At 65.0% G+C, this 18,093-nt stretch carries 30 protein-coding genes; 1 reads left to right on the top strand and 29 read right to left on the bottom strand.

Going from position 1 to position 18,093, the window contains the following annotated elements; all coding sequences use genetic code 11:
• Positions 1-194: 194 nt before the first annotated feature.
• Positions 195-1,097 (top strand): CocE/NonD family hydrolase, encoded by a 903-nt coding sequence (locus SLW52_RS02340; RefSeq protein ID WP_320739519.1) that lies wholly within the window; start codon positions 195-197, stop codon positions 1,095-1,097.
• 137 nt (positions 1,098-1,234) lie between these two features.
• Here SLW52_RS02340 and SLW52_RS02335 read toward each other — a convergent pair whose 3' ends face one another.
• The 29 genes from SLW52_RS02335 to tuf all read right to left on the bottom strand — a co-directional run bounded on the left by SLW52_RS02335 (position 1,235) and on the right by tuf (position 18,016).
• A complete protein-coding gene (locus SLW52_RS02335; RefSeq protein WP_295971051.1) occupies positions 1,235-1,747 on the bottom strand; it encodes a disulfide bond formation protein B in 513 nt (170 codons plus the stop codon).
• 194 nt (positions 1,748-1,941) lie between these two features.
• Positions 1,942-2,325, bottom strand: a complete 384-nt coding sequence (gene rplQ, locus SLW52_RS02330) for a 50S ribosomal protein L17 (protein WP_010340456.1) — start codon at positions 2,323-2,325, stop codon at positions 1,942-1,944.
• 200 nt (positions 2,326-2,525) lie between these two features.
• Positions 2,526-3,524, bottom strand: coding sequence for a DNA-directed RNA polymerase subunit alpha (gene rpoA, locus SLW52_RS02325; RefSeq protein WP_010340455.1), 999 nt, complete (start codon positions 3,522-3,524; stop codon positions 2,526-2,528).
• Positions 3,525-3,575: 51 nt separating this feature from the next.
• The gene (gene rpsD, locus SLW52_RS02320; RefSeq protein ID WP_010340454.1) at positions 3,576-4,205 is read right to left on the bottom strand and encodes a 30S ribosomal protein S4; all 630 of its coding nucleotides are present in this window, start codon (positions 4,203-4,205) and stop codon (positions 3,576-3,578) included.
• Positions 4,206-4,219: 14 nt separating this feature from the next.
• Positions 4,220-4,612: a 30S ribosomal protein S11 gene (rpsK, locus tag SLW52_RS02315; RefSeq protein WP_003470632.1), complete on the bottom strand. Its 393-nt coding sequence runs from the start codon at positions 4,610-4,612 to the stop codon at positions 4,220-4,222.
• Between the two features lie 9 nt (positions 4,613-4,621).
• Entirely contained in the window at positions 4,622-4,978 is a 357-nt protein-coding gene (rpsM, locus tag SLW52_RS02310) for a 30S ribosomal protein S13 (RefSeq protein ID WP_010340453.1), read from the bottom strand.
• 340 nt (positions 4,979-5,318) lie between these two features.
• Positions 5,319-6,689, bottom strand: coding sequence for a preprotein translocase subunit SecY (secY, locus tag SLW52_RS02305; protein ID WP_295935124.1), 1,371 nt, complete (start codon positions 6,687-6,689; stop codon positions 5,319-5,321).
• Positions 6,690-6,696: 7 nt separating this feature from the next.
• Positions 6,697-7,140: a 50S ribosomal protein L15 gene (gene rplO / locus SLW52_RS02300; protein ID WP_010340451.1), complete on the bottom strand. Its 444-nt coding sequence runs from the start codon at positions 7,138-7,140 to the stop codon at positions 6,697-6,699.
• Positions 7,141-7,146: 6 nt separating this feature from the next.
• A complete protein-coding gene (rpmD, locus tag SLW52_RS02295; protein WP_010340450.1) occupies positions 7,147-7,338 on the bottom strand; it encodes a 50S ribosomal protein L30 in 192 nt (63 codons plus the stop codon).
• Entirely contained in the window at positions 7,331-7,876 is a 546-nt protein-coding gene (gene rpsE, locus SLW52_RS02290) for a 30S ribosomal protein S5 (RefSeq protein WP_010340449.1), read from the bottom strand. The genes rpmD and rpsE overlap by 8 nt, the downstream gene beginning before the upstream one ends.
• A gap of 155 nt (positions 7,877-8,031) precedes the next feature.
• Positions 8,032-8,391 (bottom strand): 50S ribosomal protein L18, encoded by a 360-nt coding sequence (rplR, locus tag SLW52_RS02285; RefSeq protein ID WP_010340448.1) that lies wholly within the window; start codon positions 8,389-8,391, stop codon positions 8,032-8,034.
• A 91-nt stretch (positions 8,392-8,482) separates the two neighbouring features.
• Positions 8,483-9,010, bottom strand: a complete 528-nt coding sequence (rplF, locus tag SLW52_RS02280) for a 50S ribosomal protein L6 (RefSeq protein WP_017908703.1) — start codon at positions 9,008-9,010, stop codon at positions 8,483-8,485.
• Between the two features lie 16 nt (positions 9,011-9,026).
• Positions 9,027-9,425, bottom strand: coding sequence for a 30S ribosomal protein S8 (rpsH, locus tag SLW52_RS02275; RefSeq protein ID WP_010340446.1), 399 nt, complete (start codon positions 9,423-9,425; stop codon positions 9,027-9,029).
• A gap of 254 nt (positions 9,426-9,679) precedes the next feature.
• Positions 9,680-9,985: a 30S ribosomal protein S14 gene (gene rpsN / locus SLW52_RS02270; RefSeq protein WP_010341607.1), complete on the bottom strand. Its 306-nt coding sequence runs from the start codon at positions 9,983-9,985 to the stop codon at positions 9,680-9,682.
• Positions 9,986-10,093: 108 nt separating this feature from the next.
• The gene (gene rplE, locus SLW52_RS02265; protein ID WP_010341606.1) at positions 10,094-10,636 is read right to left on the bottom strand and encodes a 50S ribosomal protein L5; all 543 of its coding nucleotides are present in this window, start codon (positions 10,634-10,636) and stop codon (positions 10,094-10,096) included.
• A gap of 11 nt (positions 10,637-10,647) precedes the next feature.
• The gene (gene rplX / locus SLW52_RS02260; protein WP_043093029.1) at positions 10,648-10,965 is read right to left on the bottom strand and encodes a 50S ribosomal protein L24; all 318 of its coding nucleotides are present in this window, start codon (positions 10,963-10,965) and stop codon (positions 10,648-10,650) included.
• Positions 10,966-10,980: 15 nt separating this feature from the next.
• Positions 10,981-11,349 (bottom strand): 50S ribosomal protein L14, encoded by a 369-nt coding sequence (rplN, locus tag SLW52_RS02255; protein WP_003486699.1) that lies wholly within the window; start codon positions 11,347-11,349, stop codon positions 10,981-10,983.
• 14 nt (positions 11,350-11,363) lie between these two features.
• The gene (gene rpsQ / locus SLW52_RS02250; protein ID WP_010341599.1) at positions 11,364-11,633 is read right to left on the bottom strand and encodes a 30S ribosomal protein S17; all 270 of its coding nucleotides are present in this window, start codon (positions 11,631-11,633) and stop codon (positions 11,364-11,366) included.
• Between the two features lie 11 nt (positions 11,634-11,644).
• Positions 11,645-11,830 carry a 50S ribosomal protein L29 gene (gene rpmC / locus SLW52_RS02245; RefSeq protein ID WP_010341597.1) on the bottom strand — a complete coding sequence of 62 codons (186 nt, stop codon included), beginning with the start codon at positions 11,828-11,830 and terminating at the stop codon, positions 11,645-11,647.
• Positions 11,830-12,243: a 50S ribosomal protein L16 gene (gene rplP / locus SLW52_RS02240; RefSeq protein WP_003470657.1), complete on the bottom strand. Its 414-nt coding sequence runs from the start codon at positions 12,241-12,243 to the stop codon at positions 11,830-11,832. The genes rpmC and rplP overlap by 1 nt, the downstream gene beginning before the upstream one ends.
• 5 nt (positions 12,244-12,248) lie before the next feature.
• On the bottom strand, positions 12,249-12,983 hold the full coding sequence (rpsC, locus tag SLW52_RS02235; protein WP_010341595.1) for a 30S ribosomal protein S3: 735 nt from the start codon (positions 12,981-12,983) through the stop codon (positions 12,249-12,251).
• Between the two features lie 17 nt (positions 12,984-13,000).
• Positions 13,001-13,336 (bottom strand): 50S ribosomal protein L22, encoded by a 336-nt coding sequence (gene rplV, locus SLW52_RS02230; RefSeq protein ID WP_003470663.1) that lies wholly within the window; start codon positions 13,334-13,336, stop codon positions 13,001-13,003.
• Positions 13,337-13,348: 12 nt separating this feature from the next.
• A complete protein-coding gene (gene rpsS, locus SLW52_RS02225) occupies positions 13,349-13,618 on the bottom strand; it encodes a 30S ribosomal protein S19 (protein ID WP_010341594.1) in 270 nt (89 codons plus the stop codon).
• 6 nt (positions 13,619-13,624) lie between these two features.
• Positions 13,625-14,452 (bottom strand): 50S ribosomal protein L2, encoded by an 828-nt coding sequence (rplB, locus tag SLW52_RS02220; RefSeq protein WP_010341593.1) that lies wholly within the window; start codon positions 14,450-14,452, stop codon positions 13,625-13,627.
• Positions 14,453-14,462: 10 nt separating this feature from the next.
• On the bottom strand, positions 14,463-14,762 hold the full coding sequence (rplW, locus tag SLW52_RS02215; RefSeq protein ID WP_010341592.1) for a 50S ribosomal protein L23: 300 nt from the start codon (positions 14,760-14,762) through the stop codon (positions 14,463-14,465).
• Positions 14,759-15,364 (bottom strand): 50S ribosomal protein L4, encoded by a 606-nt coding sequence (rplD, locus tag SLW52_RS02210; RefSeq protein ID WP_010341591.1) that lies wholly within the window; start codon positions 15,362-15,364, stop codon positions 14,759-14,761. The genes rplW and rplD overlap by 4 nt, the downstream gene beginning before the upstream one ends.
• Before the next feature lie 12 nt (positions 15,365-15,376).
• Positions 15,377-16,027, bottom strand: a complete 651-nt coding sequence (gene rplC, locus SLW52_RS02205) for a 50S ribosomal protein L3 (protein ID WP_010341590.1) — start codon at positions 16,025-16,027, stop codon at positions 15,377-15,379.
• A gap of 11 nt (positions 16,028-16,038) precedes the next feature.
• Positions 16,039-16,350 carry a 30S ribosomal protein S10 gene (gene rpsJ / locus SLW52_RS02200; RefSeq protein ID WP_010341589.1) on the bottom strand — a complete coding sequence of 104 codons (312 nt, stop codon included), beginning with the start codon at positions 16,348-16,350 and terminating at the stop codon, positions 16,039-16,041.
• A gap of 475 nt (positions 16,351-16,825) precedes the next feature.
• Entirely contained in the window at positions 16,826-18,016 is a 1,191-nt protein-coding gene (gene tuf, locus SLW52_RS02195; protein ID WP_043093035.1) for an elongation factor Tu, read from the bottom strand.
• Positions 18,017-18,093 lie beyond the last annotated feature (77 nt).

Below are 18,093 nucleotides of genomic sequence, written 5' to 3'. Positions count from 1 at the left end.
CGGTCGAGGGGCCGCCGCCAATCGCCGGGTAAGATGCATCCGGACCACCCGACCAAGGCACGTCCAGCAGGACAGCGAAGCCGCGCGCCGCGTCGTGGCCGTGGGATCGCCAGCGGAGGCAGCGCCACACGGCACGCCGATCGCACACGAACCGCCACGACGCGTTGCCACGCCCGTCCAGGCAGGTTTCGCACATGCGCCAGCACCTGTTCGCCGCCTTCGCGGCCACCCTTCTCGCCTGCGTTGCGCCATTGCCGGTGCATGCCAAGCGCGTTACGGACTTCCGGATGCCGGTGGTCTTAGAAGGCGTCGGCTACGATCTCGCCGCGCGCGTGTATCGCCCCACGGGCCACGGTCCGTTCCCGCTGATCGTCATCCACCACGGCACGCCCGCGGACAAGCGCAAGCTCGCCGACACCCGCCTCGGCTTCGCCCGCGCCGCGCGCTGGTTCGCCGCCCGTGGCTACATGGTGGTGCTGGCGCTGCGGCCTGGCTACGGCAGTTCCAGCGGCAGCTACCTGGAAGGCGCAGGCAACTGCCACGACGTCGATTTCGTCGTCGCCGGGCGCAGGATCGCGGCGGCCGAGGCGGCAATCGTCGACGCCGCCGCTCGCCTTCCCGACGTGGACCCGCAGCGCATCGTCGTGGTCGGCCAGTCCGCCGGCGGCCTCGGCGCGGTGGCGCTGGCCGATGCGCCGCCACCCGGCGTGCGTGGCGTGATCAGCTTCGCCGGCGGGCGCGGCAGCAACGGCAAGGAGTTCATCTGCGCCGGCGAGGACCGCCTGGTCGGGGCGGAGAAGACGCTGGGCGCGGCGAATATGCTGCCGCAGCTATGGCTGTACGCCGAAAACGATCACTTCTTCCGGCGCGACCTGGCGCACCGCATGTACGCCGCCTACCGCGCCGGCTCGACGCCGCCGGTGACCTTCGTCGACCTGCCGCCGTTCGGCGACGATGGCCACAAGAGCTTCGCCCAGGCCGATCCGTCGGTGTGGGCAACACCGGTGGCGGCGTTTCTCGCCCAGGTCCTGCCGAAGGCTGCGAAGGCGCCTGCGCAGGCCGGTCTCGCGCCAGCGATGGAGGCGCCAGCCAAGTAGGTCGGCAGGATCGCAGGGCGACCTGTACGCGACGACAGCGAGCGCCGACGCTTCCCGGCGTGACCGCGGCACCGCCCAGCAACGCTGCCGCCAGGCGCCCGGTCAGGCCGGGCGATCGACGCGCAGCAGGCGCATGCTCAGATCAACGTGCGCTTGCGGCTCTTGAAGCCCGCATACAGCGCGAACACCCCCAGCAACACGAAGCAGATCAGGCACCACATCGGCATCGACAGGCCGAGGAAGCGCCAGTCGATGTTGCCGCAGTCGCCGGTTCCGGTCAGCACCCGGCGCAGCACCTCGAACGGCCCCATGGTCTCGCGCAGGAAACTCAGCGGCGGGCCGCAGGACGCCATCGGGTCCGGGAACAGCTGCACCGAGACATGCTTGGTGGAGATGCCGGCGCCCACGAGCGCGGCCAGGAACGCCAGGACGCCATAAATCTTGCGCCCGCCGGCGCTGCGCGGCCCGTGCAGGGCACCGAGCAGGAACAGCACGCCCAGTGCGGCGAACGCGATGCGCTGGAAGATACACAGCGGGCACGGTTCGATGCCCAGCTGCAGCTGCACGAAGATCGCATAGCCCAGCAGGCCGGCACAGATCAGAAAGCCGAGCAGAAACTGCGCGCGGAAACCCCAACGTAATGGATTCATCGGACTCGAACTCGCATCGACGATCCACGCATTATCCGCGATCGTGCGCTCCATCACCATGTGTCATGGCGCTGTCCGCCGCCCCAGCCCGCGCCGCGACTGCGCTCTCCCCGTCCCCAAGCCCGACTCCGCGATCCCCCAAAAACAAAAAGCCCGGACATGCCGGGCTTCTTGATGCTGCAGATGCGAACCGATTACTCGGCCACTTCCTCGGCCACGGCCGGGCGATCGACCAGCTCGACGTACGCCATCGGCGCGTTGTCGCCGGCACGGAAGCCGCACTTGAGGATGCGCAGGTAGCCGCCCGGGCGCGCCTGGTAGCGCGGGCCCAGCGTGGTGAACAGGGTGCCGACCGCTTCCTTGTCGCGCAGGCGGGCGAACGCCAGGCGGCGGTTGGCGACGTTGTCGACCTTGGCCAGGGTGATCAGCGGCTCGGCGACGCGGCGCAGTTCCTTGGCCTTCGGCAGGGTGGTCTTGATCAGCTCGTGCTTGATCAGCGACGCCGCCATGTTCTTGAACATCGCTTCGCGGTGGGCGCTGGTGCGGCTGAACTTGCGGCCGGATTTCTGGTGACGCATGGGTTGGGATTCCTATGGAAGAGTGTGACTGTTGGAGATCGCTGTCGCCGTCCTGGCGTTGAAAGTGGACTGCGGATGGTCCGTGCCGGCCGTCCCTGACCGGGCGACGCCGCGGGCTTGGCGACCCGTCGACGTGGTGATGCTGATGAAGCGAACGACACGCGGCCGATGCCTTGCGGCACCGGCCGGATGCGCAAAACTCAGCCGAGCATGCCGTGCTGGGCGACGCCGGCCGGCGGCCAGTTCTCCAGCTTCATGCCGAGCGACAGGCCACGCTGGGCCAGCACTTCCTTGATCTCGGTGAGCGACTTCTTGCCCAGGTTCGGGGTCTTGAGCAGCTCGACTTCGGTCTTCTGGATCAGATCGCCGATGTAGTAGATGCTCTCGGCCTTCAGACAGTTGGCCGAACGCACGGTCAGTTCCAGATCGTCGATCGGACGCAGCAGCACCGGATCCACGCCGTTGCTGGCCGGCTTGGCCGCGCCACGGTCGCGATGGGTGAAGTCGCCGAACACCGACAGCTGGTCGCTGAGGATGTCGGCGGCGGTGCGCACGGCTTCCTCGGCATCGATCGTGCCGTTGGTTTCGATGTCCAGGACCAGCTTGTCCAGGTCGGTACGCTGCTCGACGCGGGCCGATTCGACCGCGTAGGCGACGCGGCGCACCGGCGAGAACGAGGCGTCCAGGACCAGGCGACCGATGGTGCGGGTCTCTTCGTCCGGACGGCGGCGCGCGGCGGCCGGCTGATAGCCGAAGCCACGCTCGATCTTCAGACGCATGTTGATCGCCGTGTCCTTGGTCAGGTGGCAGATCACGTGGTCGTTGTTGAGGATCTCGACGTTGTGGTCGGTCTTGATGTCGGCGGCAGTGACCGTGCCCGGCCCCTGCTTGGACAGCGACAGCGTGGCGCTGTCACCGGTATGCATGCGGATGGCCACGTCCTTGAGGTTCAGCAGGACTTCCAGCACGTCCTCCTGCAGCCCTTCGACCGTGGTGTACTCGTGCAGCACGCCGTCGATCTCGACTTCGGTGATCGCGAAGCCGGGAATCGAGGACAGCAGCACGCGACGCAGGGCGTTGCCCAGCGTATGCCCATACCCGCGCTCCAAGGGCTCGATCACGACCTTGGCGCGGTTGTCGGTAAGGCGTTCGATCTGCGGCCCACGCGGGCGCAGAACCTGGTTGGCGGTAACCGTCATGTTGCGGGTTCTCCTGACGAGCCTCCGTGGACCGGAGGCTCTCCGATGTGATTACTTCGAATACAACTCGACGATCAGCGCTTCGTTGATGTCGGCAGGCAGGTCCGCACGGTCCGGCACGGCCTTGAAGATGCCGCTGAACTTCTTCGAATCGACCTCGACCCACGACGGGTTCAGGTCGTGCGTTTCGGCAACGGTCAGCGCTTCCTGCACGCGAAGCTGCTTCTGCGCCTTTTCCGACAGGGCGATCGCGTCGCCGGCCTTGACCTGGTACGAGGCCAGGTTCACCGACTTGCCGTTGACCAGCACGCCGCGGTGCGACACCAGCTGGCGCGCGGCCGGACGGGTGACGGCGAAGCCCATGCGGTAGACGACGTTGTCCAGGCGGGTTTCCAGCAGCTGCAGCAGGTTCTCGCCGGTGTTGCCCTTCTTGGTCGAGGCCTTCTTGTAGTAGTTGCGGAACTGACGCTCCAGCAGACCGTAGATACGCTTGACCTTCTGCTTCTCGCGCAGCTGGGTGGCGTAGTCGGACAGCTTGCCCTTGCGGGCGGTCGCGCCGTGCTGGCCGGGCTTCTGCTCCAGCTTGCACTTGGAGTCCAGCGCACGCGCCGGGCTCTTGAGGGAAAGATCGGCGCCTTCGCGGCGCGCGAGCTTACAGGTAGGACCGATATAACGAGCCATTTCTTATCGCTCCTTTAGACGCGACGCTTCTTCGGCGGACGGCACCCGTTGTGCGGGATCGGCGTCACGTCGATGATGTTGGTGATCTTGTATCCGACGTTGTTCAACGAACGGACGGCGGACTCGCGACCCGGACCCGGGCCCTTGATGCGCACTTCCAGCGACTTCACGCCGTAGTCGAGCGCAGCGCGCCCGGCCTTCTCGGCGGCCACCTGCGCCGCGAACGGCGTGGACTTGCGCGAACCGCGGAAACCGGCGCCACCGGAGGTCGCCCAGGACAACGCATTGCCCTGACGGTCGGTGATGGTCACGATGGTGTTGTTGAACGAAGCGTGGACGTGGGCGACGCCGTCGGTGACGACGCGCTTGATCTTCTTCTTGGTCTTTGCTGCTGCGGGCTTAGCCATGTCGGTCCCTTACTTCTTGATCGCCTTGCGCGGACCCTTGCGGGTGCGGGCGTTGGTACGGGTGCGCTGACCGCGCAGGGGCAGGCCACGACGGTGACGCAGGCCGCGGTAGCAGCCCAGGTCCATCAGTCGCTTGATGGCGATGCCGATTTCGCGACGCAGGTCGCCTTCGACGATGTACTTGCCGACTTCGAGACGCAGGCGCTCGATTTCCGGCTCGGACAGGTCGCGGATCTTGGTGGTCGAGGTCACGCCTGCGGCTTCGCAGACCTTCTTCGAACGGGTACGGCCGATGCCGTAGATGCTTTGCAACCCGACCCAGACGTGCTTCTGGGCTGGCAGGTTGACGCCTGCAATACGCGCCATGACGCGGTTCTCCAACTGAGTGATGGCCCGACGGCGCACCACGGCGCCATCCGGCAGGATGGATCAAAAAGTGAACTTGTAAGTCTAGCAAGGTCTCGGGTTACATGGAAGCCCGCGGAACCGCAAGGTTCCGCAAGCCCGGCATGGGGAGTGTGCCCATGCTCCGGCGCCGGACGTCGTTGGCGAGGCGATGTATCCACCTTGCCGCCCGCGCTACTCCAGCGCAGGACCACCACGTCTCACCCACGCACGAGACCGCTGCACGGGCCGCCCTTCAAGTCGGAAGACTGCGCCCGGGATCCGGGGGCGTCTTCGCGGAAGGATTCAAACAGTATAGCAATCAACCGCGGGCAAAACCGCCGCCGCGCGAGCCACCCTTGAGGTTGGCCTTCTTCAACAGGCTTTCGTACTGGTGCGACATCAGGTGCGCCTGGATCTGCGCGATGAAGTCCATCACCACCACGACCGCGATCAGCAGCGAGGTGCCGCCGAAGTGGAACGAGGTGCCGAGCTGGGCGCGCATCACTTCCGGCAGCAGGCACACGATCACCAGGTACACCGAGCCGGCCGCGGTCAGGCGGGTCAGCACGCCGTCGACATAGTCGGCGGTGGCCTTGCCCGGACGGATGCCCGGAATCAGCGCGCCGGACTTCTTCAGGTTGTCCGCGGTTTCCTGCGAGTTGAACACCAGCGCGGTATAGAAGAACGCGAAGCCGATGATCAGCGCGGCGAACACGATCATGTGCACCGGCTCGCCCGGGCCCAGCGCGTTGGCGATGCGCTGCAGCCACATACCGAACGTGCTGTTGGAAGCGGCCTGGCCCGACCACATCGACAGCGTCGCCGGGAAGGCGAGGATGCTCGAGGCGAAGATCGGCGGAATCACGCCGGCCATGTTGAGCTTCAGCGGCAGGAACGAGGTCTGGTTCATGTACGCGTTGCGACCGCCCTGGCGGCGCGCGTAGTTCACCGTGATCCGTCGTTGTCCGCGCTCGACGAACACCACGAACAGGGTGAAGGCGAGGATGGTCAGGATGATCAGCAACAGCGAGATGAAGCTCATGTTGCCGTCGCGGTAGGCTTCCACGGTCTGGATCGCCGCCGCCGGCAGGCCGGCAACGATGCCGGCGAAGATGATCAGCGAGACGCCGTTGCCGATGCCGCGCTCGGTCACCTGCTCGCCGACCCACATCAGGAAGATGGTGCCGGCGGTCAACGCGATCACCGCGGTGAGCACGAAGCCCATGCCGGGGGCGTACACCACCGGCGCGCCGCCGGGTGCGGTCTGGTTCTGCAGCGCCAGGGCGATACTGCCGCCCTGCACCACCGCCAGCAGTACTGCGCCGATGCGCGAATACTGGGTGATCTTGCGCCGGCCCGACTCGCCTTCCTTCTGCATCGCCTTCAGCGACGGAAAGATGTGCGTGGCCAGCTGGATCACGATCGACGCCGAGATGTACGGCATCACGTTCAGCGCGAAGATGCTGAAACGGTGCAGGGCGCCGCCCGAGAACATGTTGAACATGTCCACGATGCCGCCGCCCTGCGCCTGCATCAGCGCAAGCATGGCTTCGGGATTGACGCCCGGCACCGGCACGTAGCAGCCGATGCGATAGACGATCAATGCGCCGAGAACGAACAACAGGCGCTGGCGAAGTTCCGTGAACTTGCCGAGCCCGCCGCCGAGGTTACCCATGCCAGCCTGCGCCATCTGCGTGTTACTCCTGCACGCTGCCGCCGGCAGCTTCGATTGCCGCCTTGGCACCGGCGGTCGCCGCAACGCCCTTCAGCACGAACTTCTTGGTCAGTTCGCCCTTCAGGACCACCTTGGCCTTCTTCGCGGTGCTCGGGACCAGCTTCGCGGCGCGCAGCGCAGCGAAATCGATCTCGCCGGCCGGCAGGTTGTCGAGCTGGTAGGACAGCACTTCGGCGGTGTCCTTGGCCATCTTCGAACGGAAGCCGATCTTCGGCAGACGGCGCTGCATGGGGGTCTGGCCGCCTTCGAAGCCGGCCTTGATCTTGCCGCCGCCCTTGCGCGCGAACGAACCCTTGTGGCCGCGGCCGGCGGTCTTGCCGAGACCAGAACCGATGCCGCGACCGACGCGGGTGCGCTCGGTACGCGCGCCCGGCGCGGGCTTCAGATCATTCAGATGCAAAGTCATGGTCGATTACTCCTCAACCTGGACGAGGTACTGAACCTTGTTGATCAGGCCGCGCACTTGCGGGCTGTCCTTCAGTTCGCGCACATCGTTGAGCTTGTTCAGGCCCAGGGCACGCACCGACAGGCGGTGACGCGACTGGGTACCACGCAGGCCGCGCACCAGGCGCACCTTGACGGTCTTGGTGGATTCATTAGCCATGGGTCAGATCCTCCACCTTCTTGCCGCGCTTGGCCGCGATGCGGGCCGGCGACTGCATGTCTTCCAGGCCGCGCAGGGTGGCGCGCACCAGGTTGATCGGGTTGCGCGAACCGACGGCCTTAGCCAGCACGTTCTTCACGCCCACCGCTTCCAGCACGGCGCGCATCGCGCCGCCGGCGATCACGCCGGTACCTTCCGAGGCCGGCATCATGAACACGCGCGCCGCGCCGTGGCCGGACTTCACCGGGTGCCACAGGGTGCCGTTGTTCAGATCGATGTTGAGCATGCCCTTGCGCGCATACTCCATCGACTTCTGGATCGCGACCGGCACTTCGCGCGCCTTGCCGTAACCGAAGCCGATCTTGCCGTTGCCGTCGCCGACCACGGTCAGCGCGGTGAAGGTGAACTGGCGACCGCCCTTGACCGTCTTGCTGACGCGGTTGACCGCGACCAGCTTCTCGATCATGCCGTCGTCGACTTTCTCTTCGCGGTTGCGGTCGCGATCACGACCCCGCGGTGCCCGCTGTTCTTCAGCCATTGTGATGTCCTTGATAGAGGAAAAGATTTACGGCTTCGTTGCCGCTTGTGGTTGTGGTCTGGAGCCGTGTTCCCCGGACGCGCGCAGAAGGCGCGCCAAGGTCCGATGCAGCCCGCATCGGCGGGACGGACGCGGCATCGCCGCGCCCGCAAGGATCAGAACTGCAGGCCGCCTTCGCGCGCGGCGTCGGCCAGCGCCTTGATGCGGCCGTGGTAGCGGTAGCCCGAGCGGTCGAAGGCGACCTTCTCGACGCCCGCGGCCTTGGCGCGCTCGGCGATCAGCTTGCCGACCTTGGCGGCGGCGTCGCTGTTCTTGCCGTTCTTCAGGCCGTCCTTGACGTCGGCCTGCAGGGTGTTCGCCGCGGCGAGGACCTTGGAGCCGTCGGCGGTGAAGACCTGCGCGTACAGGTGCTGGCCGGTGCGCAGCACCGACAGGCGGGCGACGCCGAGCTCGCGGATGTGGGCGCGGGTCGACTTGGCGCGACGCAGGCGGGCGATGTTCTTGTTGATGCTCATGGTATGTGTCCTAGGAAAGCTGAAGGGGAACAGGCTTTTGCAGTGGAGAGTCCGGCCATGGATGGCCGGGCTCCTCGCAGAAGGACCTGCCTTAGGCCTTCTTGGCTTCCTTGCGAATGATGGCTTCACCGGCGTACTTCACACCCTTGCCCTTGTAGGGCTCCGGCGGACGGAAACCGCGGATCTTGGCGGCGACTTCGCCGACGCGCTGCTTGTCGGCGCCCTGCACCAGGATCTCGGTCTGGGTCGGAGCGGCCAGGGTGATGCCTTCCGGCGCGCTGAACACGATCGGGTGCGAGAAACCGAGCGCCAGGCTCAGGTCCTTGCCCTGCATCGTGGCACGGTAGCCGACGCCCACCAGCTCGAGCTTGCGCTCGAAGCCCGCGGACACGCCCTGCACCATGTTCGCCAGGATGGCGCGAACGGTGCCGGTGATGGCGATGTGCGACGGATCGTTCGCCGACAGCGTGGCGACACCGTTTTCCTGCTTGATTTCGACGCCGGCCGGCTTCGGCAGCGACAGGGTGCCCTTCGGGCCCTTGACGCTGACCTGATCGGCCTGGACGGTGAGTTCGACGCCCTTCGGGAGGGAGATCGGCTTCTTGGCTACGCGGGACATGTGAGTACTCCTTCCCTTAGGCCACGAAGCACAGGACTTCGCCACCGACGCCGGCCTGACGGGCCTGCGCATCGGTCATGATGCCCTTGGACGTGGAAATGATGGCAACGCCCAGACCGCCGAGAACCTTCGGCAGCTCGGTCTTGCCGCGATACTGGCGCAGACCCGAACGCGAAACGCGCTTGAGCGTATCGATGACCGGACGGCCCTCGAAATACTTCAGCACGATTTCCAGTTCGGACTTGTTGTTCTCGATCGCGTTAACGCGCAGATCGCTGATGTAGCCTTCGGCCTTCAGCACTTCCGCGATCGCAACCTTGATCTTGGAGGACGGCATCTTCACCGTCGGCTTGCCAACCGCGGCCGCATTCTTGATGCGGACCAGCAGGTCGGCGATGGGATCAGTCATGCTCATGGTGTCTACCTTTGAGTGCACCGATATCCGCTTTCGCGAAAATCTTGTGTGGTGGAGCGGTGGAATGACGCAGGGGGTGAAGCGCGCAACCGCCGGAGGAACCCGCGGCGGCTGCCATACCCGTCCCTGCCGCGAGGCAAGGAGCGGGAGTATACGACAAAAAGTCCGACTTGCGTCGGACTCGTTGTCTGAACGACACGCGGGCGACTAGACCGCCCTGCCCGGCCCCGCGAACGGGACCGGCGCCGCTGGCATTACCAGCTGGCCTTGCGCAGGCCCGGAACGTCGCCGTTCATGGTCGCCTTGCGCAGCATGTTGCGGCCCAGGCCGAACTTGCCGTAGACGCCACGCGGGCGGCCGGACAGTTCGCAACGGGTCCGCTGGCGGCTCGGCGACGAATCGCGCGGCAGCTTCTGCAGCTTGGTCACGGCCTCGGCCTTCTCGTCGTACGAGGCGGTGCCGGAGGCGATGATCTTCTTCAGCGCATCACGCTTGTCGGCGAACTTCTTCGCCAGCTTCTTGCGCTTGATGTCGCGGTTGACCATGGAGGTCTTTGCCATCTGTAAATCCTCGGGATTCGAGATTGGGGATTTGAGATCTGCGGAACCCGGGGTGGCGGGCCTGACGCCCTTCCATCCCGAATCCAGAATCCCGAATCCCGGCGTCAATCAGTTACGGAACGGGAACTTGAACGCTTCGAGCAGCGCCTTGGCTTCGGCGTCGGTCTTGGCGGTGGTGGTGATGGCGATATCCATACCGCGGATCGCGTCGACGGCGTCGAAGTCGATTTCCGGGAAGATGATCTGCTCCTTCACGCCCATGTTGAAGTTGCCGCGGCCGTCGAACGAACGACCCGAGACACCACGGAAGTCGCGCACGCGCGGCAGCGAGATGTTGATCAGGCGGTCCAGGAACTCGTACATCTTGGCGCGACGCAGCGTGGTCTTGCAGCCGATCGGCCAACCATCGCGGATCTTGAACGACGCCACCGAGATGCGCGACTTGGTCACCACCGGCTTCTGGCCGGAGACCTTGGCCATGTCGGCGACGGCGTTTTCCAGGATCTTCTTGTTCGTCGCGGCTTCGCCCACGCCCATGTTCAGCGTGACCTTGACCAGCTTCGGCACTTCCATCGGATTGGTGTAACCGAACTTCTTCATCAGAGCCGGTACCACTTCTTCCTTGTAGATCTTTTCGAGACGGGAAGTCATTGTGTCATTCCTCAGGCGTCGAGCGCCTCACCGCTGGAGCGGAACACACGCAGTTTGCGTCCATCCTCCAGCACCTTGAAGCCAACGCGGTCGCCCTTGCCCGTCGCCGGGTTGACGATCGCCACGTTGGAAATATGGATCGACGCTTCGCGCTCGACCACGCCGCCGGCGACGCCCGCCTGCGGGTTCGGCTTGGTGTGGCGCTTGACGATGTTCGCGTTGGAGACGACCACGCGGTCGCCGTCGACGCGGACGACTTCGCCCTGCTTGCCCTTGTCCTTGCCGGTGGTGACGACGACCTGGTCGCCCTTCTTGATACGGTTAGCCATGTGTATGTCCTCCGCTCACAGCACTTCGGGAGCGAGCGAGACGATCTTCATGAACTTCTCGGACCGCAGCTCGCGGGTCACAGGCCCGAAGATGCGCGTGCCGATCGGCTCCTGCTTGTTGTTGAGCAACACCGCGGCGTTGCCGTCGAAGCGGATCAACGAACCGTCCGGACGACGCACACCCTTGCGGGTACGCACGACGACGGCGTCGTAGACTTCGCCCTTCTTGACCTTGCCGCGCGGGATCGCGTCCTTGACGGTGACCTTGATGATGTCGCCAATGTGCGCGTAGCGGCGCTTGGAGCCGCCGAGCACCTTGATGCACATCACTTCCTTGGCGCCGGAATTGTCGGCGACGTCGAGGTAGCTCTGCATCTGGATCATGATTCAGATCTCCCTTATTCGGCCGCGCGGGTGACGATTTCCACCACCCGCCAGTTCTTGGTCTTGGACATCGGCGCAATCTCGGTCACGCGCACGACATCGCCTTCGTTGCAGGCGTTGTCGGCGTCGTGGGCGTGGAGCTTGGTCGAGCGCTTGATGTACTTGCCGTACAGCGCATGCTTGACCTGACGCTCCACCAGCACGGTGACGGTCTTGTCCATCTTGTTGCTGACCACACGGCCTTCGACCGTGCGCAGCGTCTTGCTTTCGTTATTGTCGCTCATCGCGGCCATCCTTACTTCGTGCTGCCGAGCAGGTGCTTGACGCGAGCGATCTCGCGGCGCACCCGGCGGGTTTCGTGAGTCTTCGGCAGCTGCCCGGTGACCTGCTGCATGCGCAGGGCGAACTGCTCCTTGCGCAGATCGGTCAGGTGGGCCTTCAGATCGTCGGCCGACTTCTCGCGGAGTTGTTTGATATCCATCAGCGTACCGTCCGGGTCACGAAGGTGGTGGTCACCGAAAGCTTGGCAGCGGCCAGGCGGAACGCCTCGCGCGCGACATCTTCGCCGACGCCTTCGATTTCATAGATCATGCGACCGGGCTGGATCTGCGCGACCCAGTACTCGACGTTACCCTTACCGGAGCCCATTCGCACTTCGATCGGCTTCTTGGTGATCGGCTTGTCCGGGAACACGCGGATCCACATCTTGCCTCCGCGCTTGACGTAGCGGCTGATCGAGCGGCGCGCCGCTTCGATCTGGCGCGCGGTCAGCTGACCGTGCGCCGTGGCCTTCAGCCCGTACTCGCCGAAGCTGACGGCGTTTCCGCTCCACGCCAGGCCGTCGTTACGACCCTTGTGCATCTTGCGGTATTTGGTTCGCTTGGGTTGCAACATTGCCGTTACCTCGCTTCACGGGCCGGACGCGACGGACGGTCGCCACGGTCGCCGCGATCGTTACGATCGTTGCGCGGGGAATCGTCCTGCTTTTCCTGGCCAACCTGGGAGAAATCGAAGATCTCGCCCTTGTAGATCCAGACCTTGATGCCGATGATGCCGTAGGTCGTCTTGGCTTCAGCGAAGCCGTAGTCGATGTCGGCACGCAACGTGTGCAGCGGCACGCGGCCCTCGCGGTACCACTCGGAACGGGCGATTTCCGCACCGTTCAGACGGCCGGCGACGTTGACCTTGATGCCCAGGGCACCCAGGCGCATCGCGTTGCCGACCGAGCGCTTCATCGCGCGGCGGAACATGATGCGACGCTCCAGCTGCTGCGCGATCGACTCGGCGACCAGCTGCGCATCCAGCTCCGGCTTGCGCACTTCGGTGACGTTGATGTGGGCGGGGACGCCCATCATCTCGCTCACTTCCTTGCGCAGCTTCTCGATGTCCTCACCGCGCTTGCCGATCACCACGCCCGGACGGGCGGTGTGGATCGTCACGCGCGCGGTCTTGGCCGGACGCTCGATGAGGATCTTGCTGATGCCCGCCTGCGCCAGCTTCTTGCGCAGCATTTCGCGGACCTTGAGGTCGGCTGCCAGGTAACCGGCGAACTCGGCCTTGTTGGCGTACCACTTGGAATTCCAGTCCTTGGCGATACCCAGGCGGATTCCGATCGGATGAACTTTATGACCCATCGTCTTTTCCTTTCCGCTTACTTGGCGGCGCCCACAACCACAGTGATGTGGCTGGTGCGCTTGAGGATGCGGGTACCGCGGCCTTTCGCCCGCGCCATGAAACGCTTCAGGGTCGGACCTTCATCAACCATGATGGTCTTGACCTTCAGCTCGTCGACATCCGCGCCTTGATTGTTCTCGGCATTGGCGATCGCCGACTCCACCACCTTCTTGATCAGGTGGGCAGCCTTCTTGTCCGAGAACTTCAGCAGGTTGACCGCCCGCTCGGCGGAAAGACCGCGCACCTGGTCAGCGACCAGGCGGGCCTTCTGCGGGGAGATGCGCGCGGTGCGCAGGATTGCTTTCGCTTCCATCGTCATCTCTCCTTACCGGCCCGACTTCTTGTCGCCACCGTGACCCTTGAAGGTCCGGGTGACGGCAAATTCGCCGAGCTTGTGGCCGACCATGTTCTCGTTGACCAGCACCGGAACGTGGTTCTTGCCGTTATGCACGGCGATGGTGAAACCCACCATCTCCGGCAGGATCATCGAACGTCGCGACCAGGTCTTGATCGGACGCTTGCTGCCGGCCGCGGCCTCCACCTTCTTGACGAGGTGGTGATCGACGAACGGGCCCTTCTTGAGTGAACGTGCCATGGTCGATTAGCCCCTACGATCGCGGACGATGAATTGTTCGGTGCGCTTGTTATGGCGCGTCTTGTAACCCTTGGTCGGGACACCCCACGGGGTGACCGGATGCGGATTACCCTGACCGGCCTTCGCCTCACCACCACCGTGCGGGTGGTCGACCGGGTTCATGGCCGCACCGCGAACGGTCGGACGCACGCCGCGCCAGCGCTTGGCGCCCGCCTTGCCCAGCTTCTCGAGGTTGTGCTCGTCGTTGCCGACTTCGCCGATGGTGGCGCGGCACTCGGACGGCACCTTGCGCATTTCGCCGGAGCGCAGACGCAAGGTGGCGTAGATGCCTTCACGCGCGACCAGCTGCACCGCGGCGCCGGCGGCACGCGCGATCTGCGCGCCCTTGCCCGGCTTCAGCTCGATCCCGTGGACGGTGGTACCGACCGGGATGTTGCGCAGCGGCAGGGTGTTGCCGGTCTTGATCGGCGCATCCGAACCCGCGATCACCTGGTCGCCGGCCTTCAGGCCCTTCGGCGCGATGATGTAGCGGCGCTCGCCGTCGGCGTAGCACAGCAGGGCGATATGGGCGGTGCGGTTGGGATCGTATTCGATCCGCTCCACGCGCGCCGGGATACCTTCCTTGTTGCGCTTGAAGTCGATGACGCGGTAGTGCTGCTTGTGGCCACCGCCGACGTGGCGGGTGGTGATGCGGCCGTGGTGGTTACGACCACCGGACTTGCTCTGCTTTTCCACCAGTGCAGCGTGCGGGGCGCCCTTGTGCAGATCGGGCGTGACCACGCGCACGGCCGAACGACGGCCTGCGGAGGTGGGCTTGAATTTCATCAATGGCATGGGATGTACCTCAGGCCTTGGCCGTTACGTCGATGGACTGGCCTTCGGCCAGACGCACGTACGCCTTGCGCCAATCGCCGCGACGACCGCTGCGCGAACGGAAGGACTTGTTCTTGCCCTTGACGTTCAACACGTTGACCGACTCGACCTTGACGTCGAACAGCTGCTCGACCGCGGCCTTGACATCGGCCTTGGTGGCTTCGTTCGAAATCTCGAAGACGTACTGATTGGAGAGTTCCTGCAGGCGCGCGGTCTTTTCGGAGACACGCGGAGCGCGCAGCACGCTGAAGATTTTTTCGTTGCTGCTCATGCCAGCCACTCCTCGACCTTCTTGACCGCATCGGCGGTGATCACGACCGTGTCGGCCCCGACCAGCGACACCGGATCCAGGCCCTGCACGTCGCGCACTTCCACGTAGGGAAGGTTGCGGGCCGACAGGTACAGATGCTCGGACGCTTCTTCGGTCACGATCAGCGGGCGCTTGCCCACTTCCAGACCCTTCAGCTTCTCGACCAGGCCCTTGGTCTTGCTGGCCTCGACGTCGAACGCGTCGACGACCATCAGGCGGCCCTGACGGTTCAGTTCCGAGAGGATCGCGCAGATGGCCGCGCGGTACATCTTGCGGTTGACCTTCTGCTCGAAGCTGCGCGGCTTGGCCGCGAAGGTCACGCCACCGCCGACGAAGATCGGAGCGGTCAGCGCGCCGTGGCGAGCGCCACCGCCCTTCTGCTTCTTCGACTTCTTGGTGGTGCCGTTGACTTCCGAACGCGTCTTCTGCGCCTTGGTGCCGGCGCGGCCGGCGTTGCGATAGGCGACGACGACCTGGTGAACCAGATCTTCGCTGAAATCGCGGCCGAACACGGCGTCGGAGACCGAGACCTTGTTGTTGCTACCCGTGATAACGAGTTCCATCGTCATCTCTCCTTATGCCTTGCTAGCCGGACGCACGATCACGTCGCCACCGGCAGCGCCAGGCACAGCGCCGCGAATGGCGATCAGGCCACGCTCGACGTCGACCTTGACCACTTCCAGATTCTGCGTGCTCTGCTGCACCGCGCCCATGTGGCCGGACATCTTCTTGCCCGGGAAAACGCGACCCGGGGTCTGGCGCTGACCCAGCGAACCCGGCGCGCGATGCGACAGCGAGTTACCGTGAGTGGCATCGCCCATGCGGAAGTTGTGCCGCTTGATGGTGCCCTGGAAGCCCTTGCCCTTGGTGACGCCCTGGACGTCGACCTTCTGGCCGACAGCGAAGATGTCCGCCTTGATTTCGCCGCCGACGGCGAACTCGCCCAGCTGCGCGTCCTCGACGCGGAACTCCCACAGGCCGCGACCCGCTTCGACCTTCGCCTTGGCGAAATGGCCGGACGCCGGCTTGTTGACCAGCGCGGCGCGACGGGCGCCCACGGTGATCTGCACGGCGCTGTAGCCGTCGGCTTCGACGGTCTTGAGCTGGGTGATGCGGTTCGGGGTCGCTTCGATCAGGGTGACCGGGATGGAGCGGCCGTCTTCGGTGAAGACGCGGCTCATGCCGGCCTTGCGGCCCACGAAGCCCAACGAATACTTCTTCGTCATGGTCGTAGTCCTCAGGTCAACTTGATCTGGACATCGACGCCAGCCGCGAGTTCGAGCTTCATCAGCGCGTCCACGGTCTTGTCGTTGGGGTCGACGATGTCGAGCACGCGCTTGTGCGTGCGGGTCTCGTACTGGTCACGCGCGTCCTTGTCGACGTGCGGGGAAACGAGGATGGTGTAGCGTTCGATCTTGGTCGGCAGCGGGATCGGGCCACGCACTTGCGCGCCGGTCCGCTTGGCCGTCTCGACGATCTCGCTGGCCGAACGGTCGATCAAACGATGATCGAACGCCTTCAGCCGAATCCGGATCTTTTGGTCCGCCATGACGGTGGGTTCCTTCGTTAAAAGAGCGACGGGCAAGGCCTCTGGGATACCTGCCCCGGTTGTTTCCTGATGTCGTACCGCAGAGCATCCGGCTCGGCGGGGGCATTCCTCCGCCCCAAAAACTGGGGCAGACCAGTCGACCCGGCCTGCCCAGACGGAAAAGTATAATGCGCAGCTAGAGCAACGTCAACAACCCGGGGCTGTTGAGTGCTCCATGCGACGCGACCTTCCCGGTCCTGCGAACACGAGCGGCGTCCTGCCTCTCTTTTCGCTGTCTTACCGGCGCCCTACCCAGGAACGCCGAGCCGCGCATTATAGCGACGACTTCACGCCTCCGCAACACCTCGCAACAACAAATCTCCAGAACATTCGCCTGCCCGGAAACGACGAAGAGCCGGCTTGCGCCGACCCTTCGCGATGCCGGCGACCGATGTCGCTGGCGATTCCAGCCGGCGGCCTGCGCCGCCGGAGGGCATTACTTGATGATCTTGGCCACCACGCCGGCGCCGACGGTACGGCCGCCTTCGCGGATCGCGAAGCGCAGGCCCTCGTCCATCGCCACCGGGTTGATCAGCGTCACCACCATCTTGACGTTGTCGCCCGGCATCACCATCTCCACGCCTTCCGGCAGCTGCACCGCACCGGTGATGTCGGTGGTGCGGAAGTAGAACTGCGGACGGTAACCCTTGAAGAACGGGGTGTGACGGCCGCCCTCGTCCTTCGACAGCACGTACACCTCGGCTTCGAACTCGGTGTGCGGCTTGATCGAACCCGGCTTGCACAGCACCTGGCCGCGCTCCACATCGTCACGCTTGGTGCCGCGCAGCAGCAGGCCCGCGTTGTCGCCCGCCTGACCCTGGTCCAGCAGCTTGCGGAACATTTCCACGCCGGTCACGGTGGTCTTCTGCGTCGCACGGATGCCGACGATTTCGATTTCGTCGCCCACCTTGATGATGCCGCGCTCGATACGGCCGGTCACCACGGTGCCGCGGCCCGAGATCGAGAACACGTCTTCCACCGGCATCAGGAACGGCTTGTCCACGTCGCGCTGCGGCTCCGGGATGAACGAATCCAGCGCGTCCACCAGCTTCAGGATCGCCGGCACGCCGATCTCGCTCTGGTCGCCTTCCAGCGCCAGACGGGCCGAACCGTGGATGATCGGGGTGTCGTCGCCCGGGAAGTCGTACTTGCTCAGCAGCTCGCGCACTTCCATCTCGACCAGCTCGAGCAGCTCGGCGTCGTCGACCATGTCGGCCTTGTTCAGGAACACCACGATGTGCGGCACGCCGACCTGGCGCGACAGCAGGATGTGCTCGCGGGTCTGCGGCATCGGGCCGTCAGCGGCCGAGCACACCAGGATCGCGCCGTCCATCTGCGCCGCACCGGTGATCATGTTCTTGACGTAGTCCGCGTGACCCGGGCAATCCACGTGCGCGTAGTGGCGCGTCGGGGATTCGTATTCCACGTGGGCGGTCGAGATCGTGATGCCGCGCGCCTTCTCTTCCGGCGCCGCGTCGATCGCGTCGTACGCCTTGAACTCGCCGCCGAAGCGCTCTGCGCCGATCTTGGTCAGCGCCGCGGTCAGCGTGGTCTTGCCGTGGTCGACGTGACCGATGGTGCCGACGTTGACGTGCGGCTTGGTGCGCTCGAACTTACCCTTTGCCATGTCTTCTCTACCTCGTGATTCGTATTGGGGGACGAGCGAGCGGGATGCGGCGCGGATCAAGTCCGCGGCACGCATCC

The sequence above is a fragment of the Xanthomonas sp. LF02-5 genome (genome assembly GCF_034105325.1).
GTDB lineage: Bacteria > Pseudomonadota > Gammaproteobacteria > Xanthomonadales > Xanthomonadaceae > Xanthomonas_A > Xanthomonas_A sontii.
Note: the sequence above shows the minus strand (reverse complement) of the source record. Positions and strands in the feature narration are given on the sequence as shown.